General features: G+C 61.8%; 14 protein-coding genes. 7 read left to right on the forward strand and 7 right to left on the reverse strand.

Translation table 11 applies throughout. The features are described from left to right. Nucleotides 1-27 precede the first annotated feature (27 nt). Both amn and P5706_RS04130 read left to right on the forward strand, forming a co-directional pair. Nucleotides 28-1,500 (forward strand): AMP nucleosidase, encoded by a 1,473-nt coding sequence (gene amn, locus P5706_RS04125; RefSeq protein WP_162232034.1) that lies wholly within the window; start codon nucleotides 28-30, stop codon nucleotides 1,498-1,500. Nucleotides 1,501-1,571: 71 nt separating this feature from the next. Then, the gene (locus P5706_RS04130) at nucleotides 1,572-2,207 is read left to right on the forward strand and encodes a pseudouridine synthase (RefSeq protein ID WP_244657784.1); all 636 of its coding nucleotides are present in this window, start codon (nucleotides 1,572-1,574) and stop codon (nucleotides 2,205-2,207) included. On the opposite strand, the gene P5706_RS04135 is transcribed toward P5706_RS04130, so the two are convergent. Together P5706_RS04135 and P5706_RS04140 are read right to left on the reverse strand one after the other, a co-directional pair. After that, entirely contained in the window at nucleotides 2,202-2,411 is a 210-nt protein-coding gene (locus P5706_RS04135; RefSeq protein ID WP_025999909.1) for a DUF2788 domain-containing protein, read from the reverse strand. The genes P5706_RS04130 and P5706_RS04135 overlap by 6 nt on opposite strands. Before the next feature lie 202 nt (nucleotides 2,412-2,613). Then, on the reverse strand, nucleotides 2,614-3,093 hold the full coding sequence (locus P5706_RS04140; RefSeq protein ID WP_003194418.1) for an Lrp/AsnC family transcriptional regulator: 480 nt from the start codon (nucleotides 3,091-3,093) through the stop codon (nucleotides 2,614-2,616). Between the two features lie 443 nt (nucleotides 3,094-3,536). On the opposite strand from P5706_RS04140, the gene P5706_RS04145 reads away from it, so the two are divergent. Then, nucleotides 3,537-4,595, forward strand: a complete 1,059-nt coding sequence (locus tag P5706_RS04145; protein ID WP_285678617.1) for a DUF6515 family protein — start codon at nucleotides 3,537-3,539, stop codon at nucleotides 4,593-4,595. Here P5706_RS04145 and P5706_RS04150 read toward each other — a convergent pair. Further along, entirely contained in the window at nucleotides 4,592-5,485 is an 894-nt protein-coding gene (locus P5706_RS04150; RefSeq protein ID WP_200431433.1) for a cation diffusion facilitator family transporter, read from the reverse strand. The two genes, P5706_RS04145 and P5706_RS04150, sit on opposite strands and share 4 nt — an antisense overlap. 15 nt (nucleotides 5,486-5,500) lie before the next feature. Further along, on the reverse strand, nucleotides 5,501-5,920 hold the full coding sequence (gene pmcY / locus P5706_RS04155; RefSeq protein WP_138813719.1) for a periplasmic Zn2+ metallochaperone PmcY: 420 nt from the start codon (nucleotides 5,918-5,920) through the stop codon (nucleotides 5,501-5,503). A 220-nt stretch (nucleotides 5,921-6,140) separates the two neighbouring features. Here pmcY and hrpB point away from each other — a divergent pair, with 220 nt between their 5' ends. Then, nucleotides 6,141-8,648 (forward strand): ATP-dependent helicase HrpB, encoded by a 2,508-nt coding sequence (hrpB, locus tag P5706_RS04160; RefSeq protein ID WP_285678618.1) that lies wholly within the window; start codon nucleotides 6,141-6,143, stop codon nucleotides 8,646-8,648. A 139-nt stretch (nucleotides 8,649-8,787) separates the two neighbouring features. Here hrpB and P5706_RS04165 read toward each other — a convergent pair whose 3' ends face one another. Both P5706_RS04165 and P5706_RS04170 read right to left on the reverse strand, forming a co-directional pair. Further along, a complete protein-coding gene (locus P5706_RS04165) occupies nucleotides 8,788-9,876 on the reverse strand; it encodes an endonuclease/exonuclease/phosphatase family protein (protein WP_285678619.1) in 1,089 nt (362 codons plus the stop codon). 41 nt (nucleotides 9,877-9,917) lie between these two features. Beyond that, the gene (locus P5706_RS04170; protein WP_138813722.1) at nucleotides 9,918-10,577 is read right to left on the reverse strand and encodes a YciC family protein; all 660 of its coding nucleotides are present in this window, start codon (nucleotides 10,575-10,577) and stop codon (nucleotides 9,918-9,920) included. Between the two features lie 180 nt (nucleotides 10,578-10,757). Between P5706_RS04170 and P5706_RS04175 the strand changes: the two genes are divergently transcribed. The 3 genes from P5706_RS04175 to P5706_RS04185 all read left to right on the forward strand — a co-directional run bounded on the left by P5706_RS04175 (nucleotide 10,758) and on the right by P5706_RS04185 (nucleotide 12,780). Next, nucleotides 10,758-11,531, forward strand: coding sequence for a DUF2076 domain-containing protein (locus P5706_RS04175; RefSeq protein ID WP_285678620.1), 774 nt, complete (start codon nucleotides 10,758-10,760; stop codon nucleotides 11,529-11,531). 118 nt (nucleotides 11,532-11,649) lie between these two features. Further along, on the forward strand, nucleotides 11,650-12,126 hold the full coding sequence (locus P5706_RS04180) for a LabA-like NYN domain-containing protein (protein WP_017139349.1): 477 nt from the start codon (nucleotides 11,650-11,652) through the stop codon (nucleotides 12,124-12,126). A gap of 42 nt (nucleotides 12,127-12,168) precedes the next feature. Continuing rightward, a complete protein-coding gene (locus P5706_RS04185; RefSeq protein ID WP_200431437.1) occupies nucleotides 12,169-12,780 on the forward strand; it encodes a 3'-5' exonuclease in 612 nt (203 codons plus the stop codon). Between the two features lie 122 nt (nucleotides 12,781-12,902). Here P5706_RS04185 and P5706_RS04190 read toward each other — a convergent pair whose 3' ends face one another. Further along, nucleotides 12,903-13,211: a DUF3077 domain-containing protein gene (locus P5706_RS04190; RefSeq protein WP_285678621.1), complete on the reverse strand. Its 309-nt coding sequence runs from the start codon at nucleotides 13,209-13,211 to the stop codon at nucleotides 12,903-12,905. Nucleotides 13,212-13,347: the final 136 nt, after the last annotated feature.

Raw genomic sequence — 13,347 nt, forward strand, 5'->3', positions numbered from 1 at the left:
ATAAAGGCCTGCAAGTCAGAACACAGGATGCTTACCGTGACCGAAGCTTTTGTTGTCGTTCAAACCGCCGAAGAAGCCGTGGACCGGCTGGCGGCTCTGCATGAGCGTGCCACCGGCGCGCTCAATCAAGCCCTCAAGCAATACCTCAAGGACCGCGTCGAACCTGACGCCGAACAACGTGCGCTGTTTCGCTACCCGGAACTGCGCCTGACCTACCACTGCCACGGCGAAGTCCCACAGACCACCCGCGCATACGCCAAGGTGCAATTGCCGGGAACCTACAGCGTGACCGTCACCCATCCGGCGGCGTTCCGTAAGTACCTGCTGGAACAACTGGTGCCGTTGATGCACGACTTCACCGTGACGGTGGAAGTTGGCGTCAGCCAGCAGAATATTCCCTACCCGTATGTGGTGGAGCAGGGCGATGAACTGGCCGGCTCCGGCGTTACTGCCGCGACCCTCGCCCGTGTGTTCCCCAGCACCGACTTGTCCGCCGCCACCGACGGGATTGCCGATGGCCTCTACGACTGGGAAAACACCGACCCGTTGCCGCTGGCGCTGTTCGATGCGGCGCGCGTGGACTTTTCCCTGCGCCGCCTGGTGCACTACACCGGCAGCGACTGGCGCCATGTGCAGCCGTGGATCCTGCTGACCAACTACCACCGCTACGTTGACCAGTTCATCCTGCATGGCCTGGAGCAACTGCGCAGCGACCCGCGGTTTATCCGCATGGTGCTGCCCGGCAACGTGATCATCGATAAGAGCATGGACCACGGCGAAGCCTCGGCCATTGCCGCAGGCGTGGTGTGGCATCGCTATCAGATGCCGGCCTACCACCTGCAGGCCACTGATGGCCACGGCGTGACCCTGGTGAACATCGGCGTCGGCCCGTCCAACGCCAAGAACATCACCGACCACCTGGCCGTGCTGCGCCCGCATTGCTGGCTGATGATCGGCCACTGTGGCGGCCTGCGCCAATCCCAGACCATTGGCGACTACGTATTGGCTCACGCCTACATGCGCCGCGACGGGATTCTCGACCGCGTCGTGCCACCGAACATCCCGATCCCGGCGCTGGCCGAAGTGCAGATGGCCTTGCAGCAAGCCGCTGCCAACGTCACCGGCGAAAAAGGCGAAGAGCTGAAAAAGCGCCTGCGCACTGGCACCGTGCTCACCTACGACGACCGCAACTGGGAACTGCGTTGGGCGCAAGAGCGGCCACTGATCAACCTGTCTCGCGCTGTGGCGGTGGACATGGAAAGCGGCACTATCGCCGCCCAAGGCTACCGTTTGCGGGTTCCGTATGGCACGTTGCTGTGCGTGTCGGACAAACCGCTGCACAGCGAGATCAAGCTGCCGGGTTCGGCCAACGCGTTTTATGAGCGTGCGGTCAGCCAGCACTTGAAGATCGGCATCGAGGCGGTGGATTTGTTGCGCACCGAACTCAACTCGCTGCACTCGCGCAAACTGCGCAGCTTCGACGAGCCGCCGTTCCGCTAAGCGGTTGGGATGGTCATTTAGCGGTCAGGCCACTAGCATTGTCGGTCCTGACCGTTAGATGTTCCTTTGCCATGTCCCGTCCTACCCGCCCCGATGCGCGCCGCCCTGGCGTGAAGCCTCCGTACTCCGCAACGCGGCGTGTCGCCAAGGCGCCACCGGCCGAGCCGAAGTTGATCCTGTTCAATAAACCCTTCGATGTGCTGACCCAATTCAGCGACGAAGGCGGGCGCGCGACCCTCAAGGATTTTATCGACATCCCCGGCATCTACCCGGCCGGGCGCCTGGACCGTGACAGCGAAGGCCTGCTGCTGCTGACCAACGACGGCCAGCTACAGGCGCGCATTGCCGACCCCAAGCACAAACTGGCGAAAACCTACTGGGTGCAAGTTGAAGGCGAGCCCACCGAAGAGCAATTGCAGCGCCTGCGTGACGGTGTAGAGCTTAATGACGGCATGACCTTGCCCGCCCAAGCGCGGCAGTTGGACGAGCCCGAACTGTGGCCGCGCAACCCGCCGGTGCGCTTTCGCAAAAGCGTGCCGACGCACTGGTTGGAGCTGGTCATCCGTGAGGGGCGTAACCGCCAGGTGCGGCGCATGACCGCTGCGGTGGGCTTGCCGACCTTGCGGCTGGTGCGTGTGCGTATCGGTGACTGGTCGATTGATGGCCTCGACCAAGGCCAATGGAAAGAAGTGCCGGCGCGTTTATAGGGCGCCGGACTCGATCAGGCCGATCACCACGCTTTTGATGATGAACGCGGCCACGCCCAGGCCCAGCACGAAAAACAGGATGAACGACCCAAAGCGCCCGGCCTTGGATTTTTTCGCCAGGTCCCAGACGATAAAGCCCATGAAGATGATCAGGATCGTGACCAGGCCGGTCATCATCCATTCTTCAAAGAGGGCGGGGTCGATGTTGTTCATGGGGATTTTTTCCGACAAGGCAGGCGGCAAGTATAAAGCAGGGCTTCAAGCACAACATTGACCTGAGTCGTGACGCGGTCAATGTGGGAGCTGGCTTGCCTGCGATAACGGTGTGTCAGCTAAGGATATGCCACTGATCCACCGCTATCGCAGGCAAGCCAGCTCCCACAAGGGATCACCAGTGTGCTTGAGGTCAGGTGCGCAGGTGCGTTAGCGGCAACTCGGTGCTGTTGAGCACCTGGTTGAGCACAAAGCTCGACCTTACGCTGGTCACGCCTTCAATCCGGGTCAAATGCCCCAGCAGCAATTTCTGGTAGTGGTCCATGTCCGGCACCACCACTTTCAACTGATAGTCCGCGTCCATCCCGGTGACCAAACTGCATTCCAGCACTTGCGGCAGGGTGCGGATTGCCGCTTCGAAATTCTCGAAACGCTCAGGCGTGTGACGATCCATGCCGATCAGCACATAGGCTGTAAGGCTCAAGCCCAGCATCTTGCGGTCGAGCAGGGCGACCTGACGTGCAATATAACCGTCGTCTTCCAACTGCTTGACCCGGCGTGAGCACGGCGACGGCGACAGGCCGATGCGTTCGGCCAACTCCTGGTTGGAGATCCTCGCATCGCGCTGCAATTCCGCCAAAATACTCAGGTCGTATCGGTCAAGCTTGCTCATTGGGTTGGCCTTTGTCGTAACTATTGCGGTGAATTATCTATGAAGGGTTAAAAATTGCGCAAGCACTGTTTATTGACGCAATCTTCGCAATCATCTGTCGGACGTTGGCCTGTATCTTTATCAACAGAATCACCGCCTGGACAACAGTCCACTGCAGCTCGCCCAATCAGGCCTGCTGCGGCCGCCGCCCCAGCAGGGTTGAGCCGGCCTCCAGGCTGCACACTGTCCACAAGACGGCGTGAGGTGAGCCAACGTCAAAAGCGTTGAGCCAGGACGAAATTCTCAAGGGGTGGCCGACGGGTCACCCCTTTTTCTTTGTCTGCGCTTTTACCGCAAAAAATACTTCTCGTGACTGATAACCTGTCTCAGAACCGGGTGAGGCTTTTCCAGTCTCATGCAGTAAGGCCGGACACTCCAGGCCCTAATCCGCAGTGAGGAATAGCATGAAGCGCATCTGGCGTATGGCAGGTGTAGGTTTGCTGATGGTGAGCGTCGGCACACAAGTGATGGCCGATGACCCGCGCTATGAAGGCGGTGGTCAGCATGAAAGAGGCCCGCAAGGCGGGCGGGGCAATGAACAGGCGCGCCCGCAAAATAACCAGCCGCGCCCGCAGAACACTCAACCGCGTCCGGAAAACAACCAGCCGCGTCCACAGACCCCGCATGTTGATCGCGCCGAGCAACAGCAGCACGGCGGTGGGCAGTGGCAAGGTCGCCCGCAAAATAACGAGCAACCGCGGCCGGCGCCGCAGCCAGCGAACAACCTGCCGATCCAGGGCCGCCCGGACACCGTGCGCCAAACCCAGGAACCTCGCCAGGGCTACTATCAGGACATCCCGCGCCGCAATGATGGCAACCAGCACTGGCAGGCCGGCAATGGCCCAGGCCCACGTCCGGGCGGCGGCTTTAATAATGCTCACCCCAATGACAACCGCTGGCCGGGCCGCCCTTCAGGGCACGGTAATGGCTGGGGGCCAGGTCCGCAGTATCGCCCCGGTTACATGGTCGACCGTTTCCCCGACCGCAACTACCGCGTGCCTTACCGTGGCCAGGATTACTTCTTCTCCGGCGGCTACTGGTATCGCCCGCAAGGCCCGCGCTATGTGGTGGTAACGCCGCCCTACGGTATCCGCGTGCAATACCTGCCGGACTACGCACGGGAAGTGTGGGTGGGCAGCGCGCTGTTCTTCCTCGCGGCGGGCTCTTACTACACCTATGAAAACGCCACCCAGCAATACGTGGTGGTGCAACCACCGACCGAAGTGCCGGCGCCACAACCCGCGCCGCAAGGTAACGGTTATGACGTGGTGGCCTATCCGGCCAACGGCCAGTCACCGGCCCAGGTACAGCAGGACGGCTACGACTGTTATCGCTGGGCGGTGCAGCAAAGCGGTTTCGACCCACGCACCGTTACCTACGCCCCGGACCCGGCGGTGGTGCAAACCTACCGCCAGGCCCAGGGCAACTGCCTGACCAGTCGCGGCTATCAGGTGCAGTACTAGGCCTTGTTGCCCGTGACCACTTCCCGCGGGTCGGCGTGCACCAGCACTTCGGCGCGCGGGTAAGCCTTGTGAATGGCATCGGCGGCCTGGTCGCTGATGCCGTGGGCCACTGACAGGGTCAATTCCCCCGGCAATTCCAGGTGCAACTGCACAAACCAGTGGCTGCCGGAAATGCGCGTGCGCAAATCATGCGCACCCAGCACGCCCGGTACATTGCGCGCCAGCTCCAGCATGTGCTGGCTGACATCCGGCGGCAGTTCCTCATCCATCAACACGGCAAAGCTCTCGCGGGCGATCTGGATCGCGCTCCACAGGATATACGCAGCAATGCCGAGGCCAAACCACGCATCCACCTGATGAAAGCCAAAACCTGCCAACACCAGCGCCACCAGAATGCTGCCGTTGAGCATCAAGTCGGAGCGGTAGTGCAGTGAGTCGGCGCGCACGGCATTGGAGCCGGTTTCGCGGATCACCCGGTGTTGCAGCATCAGCAGCGCCACGGTCATCAGCAGCGAAAACACGATGACGCCAATGCTCAGCCACGGCGCGCCAACCGGTTCCGGGTGCAGCAAGCGCTGGTACGCCTGGAATGCAATCAACACCGCACTGCCGGCGATAAACAACGCCTGCGCCATGCCCGACAGCGATTCGGCTTTGCCATGCCCGTAACGGTGATCGTCATCGGCTGGGCGCAGCGCGTAATGCACCGCCAACAAGTTCAGCAGCGAAGTTACGCCATCGAGCAGCGAGTCGGTCAACCCGGCGAGCATGCTCACCGAGCCACTGAACCACCAGGCGATAGCCTTGGTGATAATCAGCGCACAGGCCACGCCCACCGAGGCGCGGGTGGCCAGGCGCAGGAGCCTGGCGTGTTCGGGACTGGTGGTCATAAGCGGGTCCAGTCTTTAAGCGGCGGGTTGCAGGCCCAGGGACGCGAGCTGTTGCACGCTGCCCTTGAACTGGATCATGCGCGGGTCATCCAGCGGCAGGCGGCGGCCGGTTTCCTTTTCAATGATGGTTTGCAGCTTGGCGTTGTCGACCTTGCCGTCGGCGCCGATGGCTTCGTGCAGCTTCTCGGGTGCGACCTGGGCGGTCTTGCCCGGTTCGTAGTAGATGGCGCCGGTGGCGAAGTCCACGCCAAAGGCGATCAGGCCCGGGATTACATAAAACAACAGGCCTACGGCATCGAGCACGGCAATGGCCGGGTCGATCTTGCCGTCGATCTGGCCACGCCGGTCCGGGTAGAAAATCGAGCCGCAGGCCGTCAGTTGGCTGAGCAGGGTGACGGCGAGGACACCGCCGATGACACGGGAAGCGATACGCATGAAATGCTCCTGAACACGGTTGATACGGGACTATATGACAATTGTGTTGAACGATGCCGCTCTAATGTGGGAGCTGGCTTGCCTGCGATAGCGGTGTATCAGGGCTACATGGGCAGGCTGACCCACCGCTATCGCAGGCAAGCCAGCTCCCACATTTACCTGCATTCCAATTAAGGGCGAACGTTCGCCGTTATACTCGCCGCTCTGCTTTGGAGCCAGTATGAATTCGTTGCCGATTGATGATGTTTTACCCGCCCTGCGTGACGCCTTGGCGAGTCGCCATGAAGCCGTGCTGGAAGCGCCGCCCGGTGCCGGTAAAACCACCCGCGTGCCCTTGGCTTTATTGAATGAGCCTTGGCTGGCCGGGCAAACCATCCTGATGCTCGAACCTCGGCGCCTCGCCGCGCGCGCGGCGGCCGAACGCCTGGCCAGTGAGCTGGGTGAAAAAGTCGGTGAAACCGTCGGCTACCGTATTCGGCTGGACAGCAAAGTCGGCCCCAACACTCGCATCGAGGTAGTCACCGAAGGCATTCTCACTCGCCGCCTGCAGGACGACCCGGCGCTGGACGGCGTGGGCTTGCTGATTTTCGACGAGTTCCACGAACGCAGCCTCGACGCCGACCTGGCACTGGCCCTGAGCCTCAACGGCCGCGAGCTGTTCCGCGACGAGCAGCCGCTGAAAATCCTGCTGATGTCCGCCACCCTCGAAGGTGAGCGCCTGGCGGGTCTGCTGGACGACGCGCCGATCCTGCGCAGCGAAGGGCGCATGTTCCCGGTGCAGATGCGCTGGGGGCGGCCGTACCAGGCCGGTGAGTTTATCGAGCCGCGTGTGGTGCAGACCGTTCTCGACGCGGTGCAGGACCAAACGGGCAGCATTCTGGTGTTTCTGCCGGGGCAGGCCGAGATTCGCCGGGTCAATCAACAACTGGCCGACGCCTTGGGTGATCGCCCTGATGTGCTGCTGTGCCCGCTGCATGGCGAACTCGACCTCAACGCCCAGCGCGCCGCCATCGACCCGGCGCCGGCCGGCAAGCGCAAAGTGGTGCTGGCCACCAACATTGCCGAGACCAGCCTGACCATCAATGGCGTGCGTGTGGTGATCGATGCCGGGCTGGCGCGGGTGCCGCGTTTCGACCCCGGCAGCGGCATGACCCGCCTCGACACCCAGCGCATCTCCCGCGCTAGCGCCACCCAGCGAGCCGGTCGGGCAGGGCGGCTGGAGCCGGGCGTGTGTTATCGCCTGTGGTCCGAAGACCAGCACGAAGGTTTGGCCGCCTACGGCAGCGCGGAAATCCTCGCTGCCGACTTGGCGGGCCTTGCCTTGCAACTGTCGCGCTGGGGCGTTACGCCCACGCAACTGGTGTGGCTGGATGTGCCGCCGACCGCCGCGTATGCCCAGGCTCAGGATTTGCTGGTGCGCCTCGGCGCGTTGAACGACGACACACTTACCGCCCATGGCCAGAAAATGGCGGAGTTGCCGGCGCACCCGCGTATTGCCCACCTGTTGCTGCGCGGGCAGGACCTGGGGCTGGCCGCCACCGCCTGTGATGTAGCGGCCTTGTTGGGTGAGCGCGATATCTTGCGCGGCGCCGGTGCGGATTTGCACAGTCGCCTGGCATTGATGTCCGGCGAAGAACGCGCGCGTGGCACCCAGGGCGGCGTGCAGCGGGCCAAGCAACTGGCCCGTCAGTACCGTGGCTACTTGCGGGGCCAGCCGGCTCAAGCGGTGGCCGACCCCGACCACCCGCGCTGGCTCGGCGCCTTGTTGGCGCTGGCTTATCCGGACCGCGTCGCCCAGCAACGTCGCCCCGGTGGCGCCGAATATCGCCTGGCCAATGGCCGCGCCGCGCTGTTCGCCGAGGCCGACAGCCTGATGAAGCAACCGTGGCTGGTGATCGCCGACCTCGGCAGCCGCCAAGGCCAGCGCGAAGAGCGCATCTACCTGGCGGCGGATTTCGACCCGGCGCTGTTCGACGGTGTGCTGGCCGAGCAAGTGCGCACTGTCGACCAGCTTGATTGGGATGAGCGCGAAGGCGTGTTGCGCGCCGAACGCCAGCGTAAAGTCGGTGAACTGGTGCTCAGCCGTGAACCGCTGACCGGCCTGGATGAAACTGCGCGCAGCCAGGCACTGGTCAACCTGGTGCGCCGCAAAGGCCTGGAGCTGCTGCCGTGGACGCCCGAACTGCGCCAGTGGCAGGCCCGCGTCATGCTATTGCGCCAATTGGACGCGGGTAAAACCAGCGAATGGCCGGATATCAGCGACAAAGCCTTGCTGGCCGATTTGGAGCATTGGTTGATGCCTTACCTGGGCAAAGTCTCGCGCCTCAGCCACTTTTCTAATTTGGATATTTCCAGCTTCCTGCACAACCTGCTGCCCTGGCCGCTGCCCCAGCGCCTGGAGGACTTGGCGCCACAGCATGTGAAGGTGCCCTCGGGTTCGTCGGTGCGCTTGGACTACAGCGAACAGCCGCCGATTCTGGCGGTGCGCTTGCAGGAATTGTTCGGGCTGGCGGACACACCGCGCATTGCCGGCGGGCGCCAAGTAGTCAAGCTGCACCTGCTGTCGCCGGCACGCAGGCCGGTGCAGGTGACGCAGGACTTGGCGAACTTCTGGCGCAGTACCTACGCCGAAGTGAAGAAGGATTTGAAAGGAAGATACCCCAAGCATTACTGGCCGGATGACCCCTTGGTGGCCGAACCCACCGCCCGGATCAAACCCCGAAAGTAGGTGATGTGAAGATCCAATGTGGGAGCTGGCTTGCCTGCGATACAGACGACTCGGTCTGTCCCTTTCACCAAGGCGATGCTATCGCAGGCAAGCCAGCTCCCACAAAAGCCCGCTCCCACATGGGGTGTTGTGGTGTGGGTTATTGCGCGGCCGGCAGCAGGAACCGGGCGATCACGGGTAGGTGGTTGGAGATACGCAGTGTGTCTTCTTGCCGCACCTTGGCCTCCACCCGCTTGATCCGTGGGCTGTAGAACAAATAATCCAAGGTCCGATCCGGCCCCTCCACACTCGGGTCATTGGGGAAGTGCGTCAGCCACTTCGCCCGGTCAATCCCACTGGATTCACTGTTACTGGGGATCATCGGGTATTTATCCCACAGCAAATGCAATTCGCTGTCCGGCGAATACTGCCCACGCTTGCCTGCGTCCAGGCGCAGGAATTGCCCCAGCGGCAGCAAGTTGAAATCCCCACCAATCAACCACGGTGTGCCACGGCCTTCGAACTTATCCAGCAGCTTAACCGTGGCTTTTACCTGTTCCTGCACCGCTGAACGCCCAGGCTTATCGCCGTCCAGGCGCGTATTCAGCACGGCCAGTTGGCCACCATCACTCAGCGGCAGGTAGGTCAGCAGCAACGCAGGCTTGGGTTGGAACTGGCGGCTGATGAAGTTGGCCGGGGACACTGGCAGTTGCAGGCGTTCGGCGTGTTCGATCTGGTAGCGGCTCAGCGTGACGAGCTTGCGACCGACGCTGCCGAAGATATGCAGGTTGGGCACAAAGTCGGCTTTCCAGTCGAAGGCCTGGGCGCTGCACGGGTAGAGGTCGACCAAGCGTTCCTGGAGCAACGCTACCTGGTCCTGATAGTGAGAAGACTTGGCGCCTTCATCGAGTTCCTGCAGCAGCAGGATGTCGGGCTGTTCGTCGCGAATCACCCGCGCAACCTCGTCCAGGCTGAAGGCCATGTCTTCCACGGTGGGGCGTTCGTCCGGGCCTTTGCCGTCGGGGCTGTCGTACCAGAATACGTAGTTTTTGCCGGCCAGGTATTGCACGTTCCAGGTCATGACCTTGAGCGCCTGCCCCGGCAGCAACGTCGGCGCACGTGGTGCCACGCAGCTGACGGGCAGGGTCTGCTTGTCGACAGGGCGCCAGGTCAGGCTGTAGATCAGGGCTGTGAGCAGACCCACGATGATCAACAGGCTCAACAGGGTGATGCGCAATAAACGGGTCATTGGCTCGGCTTATAGCGTTATCAGAGGTGGCACGGAGCATATCACCGCGCGTCGGCATCGCCACCGATCAACATAAACAAACGGAAAAGTACCACGCTGGTAAACAGTTGCAGGAAGCTGTGGGCGCTGTCGATCAGCACACCCAGCAGCGGCGCAGGGTTCGGATAGGCCGCCACGCTCGCGCCTTTGAGCAGCCACAATGGCGTCATTACGCACAGCAGGCACACCAGGATTCGCCAGAAATGCCCACGGGTCAGGCGGAAACTTTCCTTCATCGCCTCCAACGCCGACATGCCACGCAACACCAGCAGGTACTCGGCAAACGCCAGCACCACCATCAGCCACAGGCCCGGCAGGAAGTACAGCGACAGCCCCAGCAGAATCAACAAGGTGCTGACCGCCGTCAGCAGGGCGAAACGCGGCCACATGGCCAGGGCCATGGCCCACACGTCTTTAGTGCTGGGCGACTCACCACGGGTGCGCGCATCCAGAAACAGGATCAAGGCGCCGGTGTACAGCGGGTACACCAACAACCCGACGACCACGCTATAACCGGGAAACGCATCCGGGCCAAGTGTGTGGTCGAGCACCTGTTGCAGCAGGGCTTCGAGGATCACCAACGGCAGGCACAGCTGGACGATGGCGCCCAGGTTGCGTTGGGTGAAACGGAGGGAGTCGCGCAATACGTCTAACGGATTCATCAGGTTCGTCACAGGCCTAAAAGCAAGGCCAACACTTTAACCGATCATGACGAGAGGTAAGCAAACGTAAACCTTGCGTAAAGACCATTGAAACGTCTGGTAACACCCCCATAACTAGGCTGTAGCTCGCCTGATCACAGGCGGGCCCATGATTTCTACCGGCAATCTAACGAGGTCGCCATGAACAGCGAAGAGCAAACCCTGATCGATGGACTGTTTTCACGGTTGCAACAAGCCGAAACGGACTCAGCCCCCCGCGACGCCCTGGCCGAAGCGCGGATCAAGGAGCACATGACTCGCCAACCGGCCGCCGGGTACTACATGACCCAGTCGATCCTGGTGCAAGAGCACGCGATCAAGAGCCTCGACGCGCAGAACAAGCAACAGGCGCAGCAGATCCAGCAATTGCAGGATGAACTGCAACAGGCGCGTGCCCGGGCCGCGCAACCGGCACCGAGCAGTGGCGGCTTCCTGTCGAGCATCTTTGGTGGCAGCAGTTCCCGCGACCCGCAACCCACACAAAGTGCTGCGCCTTCTTCGGGTGGCGGCTGGCGTGAACCGGCGCGGCCATCTTTCGGCCAGCCTGCACCGCAACAGCAAAATTACGCTGCGCCACAGCAGAATTATCAACAGCCCCAGCAAGCCCCCGCCGCGCCTATCGGCAGTGGTTTCCTCGGTGGCGCGCTGAAAACCGCCGCCGGTGTGGCCGGTGGTGTAATGTTGGCCGAAGGCATCAGCAGTCTGTTCAGCCACAACTCGCAGCAGCCACAGGTGGTGGAAGAAATCATCCGCGAAGAACCGGCACCGGCCAGCGACAACGGCAACTGGGGCAATGACGACCAGAAGTTTGCCGGCAATGACAGCTGGGGCAATGACAACTCATCCGACAGCTTCGCAGACAGCGACTACTCCGACGATTCCTCCTCCTTCGGCGACGACGACTCCTTCGTCTGACCCATCCTCAACCGGGGCGCTTCGTCGCCCCGGGCTGATTTTTCGCTGAAAATTTCCCATGGCTGGCATACTGGCAACCTTTCCGGGCCTTGGCGCCTGGCTGTCATGAGGAACTGCGGTGAAAAAAATAGCGGTGTTCGCCGATGTACAAAACCTCTACTACACCGTGCGCCAGGCGTATGGCTGCCACTTCAACTATGCGGCGCTGTGGGCGGACATCAGCTCGCGCGGGCAGATCGTCGAGGCGTATGCCTATGCCATCGACCGTGGCGACAGCAAGCAGCAGCAATTCCAGCAGATCCTGCGCAACCTGGGCTTTACGGTAAAACTCAAACCCTACATCCAGCGCGCCGACGGTTCGGCCAAAGGCGACTGGGACGTGGGCATCACCCTGGACATCATGGATGCCGCCGACCACGTCGACGAAGTGGTACTGGCTTCCGGCGACGGTGATTTCGACATGCTGCTCGAACGCATCATCCAAAAGCACGGCGTTGAAGCCGTGGCCTACGGCGTGCCGGGGCTGACGGCCAACTCGCTGATACGCGCCGCCAGCCGCTACGTGCCCATCGAAGGCGCGCTGCTGCTTAAATAAGCGCTCAGGCTCAATCAATAGTTAGACGGAGTTGGAACAGGTTTGGAACGTATAGCGGTCATCGACTTTGAAACCACTGGCATCACCCCGAGCAGTCACTGCCGGGCCACGGAAATCGCGGTGGTTATCCTCGAGCGCGGCCAGATCGTGGACCGCTACCAAAGCCTGATGAATGCAGGCGTGCGCGTGCCGGGCTTTATCGAGCGACTCACCGGCATCAGCAACGCCATGCTGAGCAGCGCGCCACCGGCTGAGCAGGTGATGAATGAAGTGAATGAGTTTGTCGGCGTCACGCCACTGCTGGCGCACAACGCCGCGTTCGACCAGAGGTTCTGGGACTTTGAGCTGAGCCTGATCCGTCGCACCCGCCTGCAAAAGTTCGCCTGCTCGCTGCTGCTGGCCCGCCGCCTGATGCCATCGGCACCCAACCACAAACTCGGCACGCTGAACGCGCTCGCCCAACTGCCCCACACCGGCAAGGCTCACCGGGCGATGGCGGATGCGGAAATGGCGGCTAACCTCACCGCGCACCTGGCCCAGGAACTGCGCGGCACCCACGGCTTGCGCGAACTGTCCCACGATTTGCTGTGCACCTTGCAGAAAGTGCCTGCGGCGAAGATCAACGAACACCTGAAAAAACACCGCGGGTTCTAACTCAAGCGCAGATCAAAATGTGGGAGCTGGCTTGCCTGCGATAGCGGTATATCAGCCAGGTGTTCAGTGACTGACCCACCGCTATCGCAGGCAAGCCAGCTCCCACAGGGGTTATGCGGCGTTCATCGAGGCTGCACACACTCCAACGCCCGATCCACCACACCTTTGGCCATCCCCACCAAATGCATCACCGCCCGCTGCTGGGTGCTGAGCGTCTCCCCCGACACATTCACCGTCTCCACCGCGCAATGCAGCAAGTCGGCCGCATGGGCGAGGGCGTCTTCGAAGCTCAGGTTGTCATTGAGTACAAAGTTGGGCGCGTCCGGGGCGGATGCTTTGAGGTAGTAGTCGATGGCTCGGCGGTTGAGGAGGGCGTCTTCGCTGAGGAAGTCCGTCGGGGTAGTAGTTGAGGCAGAGGTTGCTTTGACCATGTTGATTCTCCGGCACTTGTAACGCGCTCTCCCGTCAATTTCGGCTTGCACTTCCGGTCATCGAAGGGCCGATGACATGGGGAAGACTAGCGGCCGAACTCAGCCGGAACAAGGCATGAAATTGCGCTCGGAAACG

The sequence above is a fragment of the Pseudomonas sp. ChxA genome, assembly GCF_030263855.1.
Classification (GTDB): Bacteria; Pseudomonadota; Gammaproteobacteria; order Pseudomonadales; family Pseudomonadaceae; genus Aquipseudomonas; species Aquipseudomonas fluorescens_CB.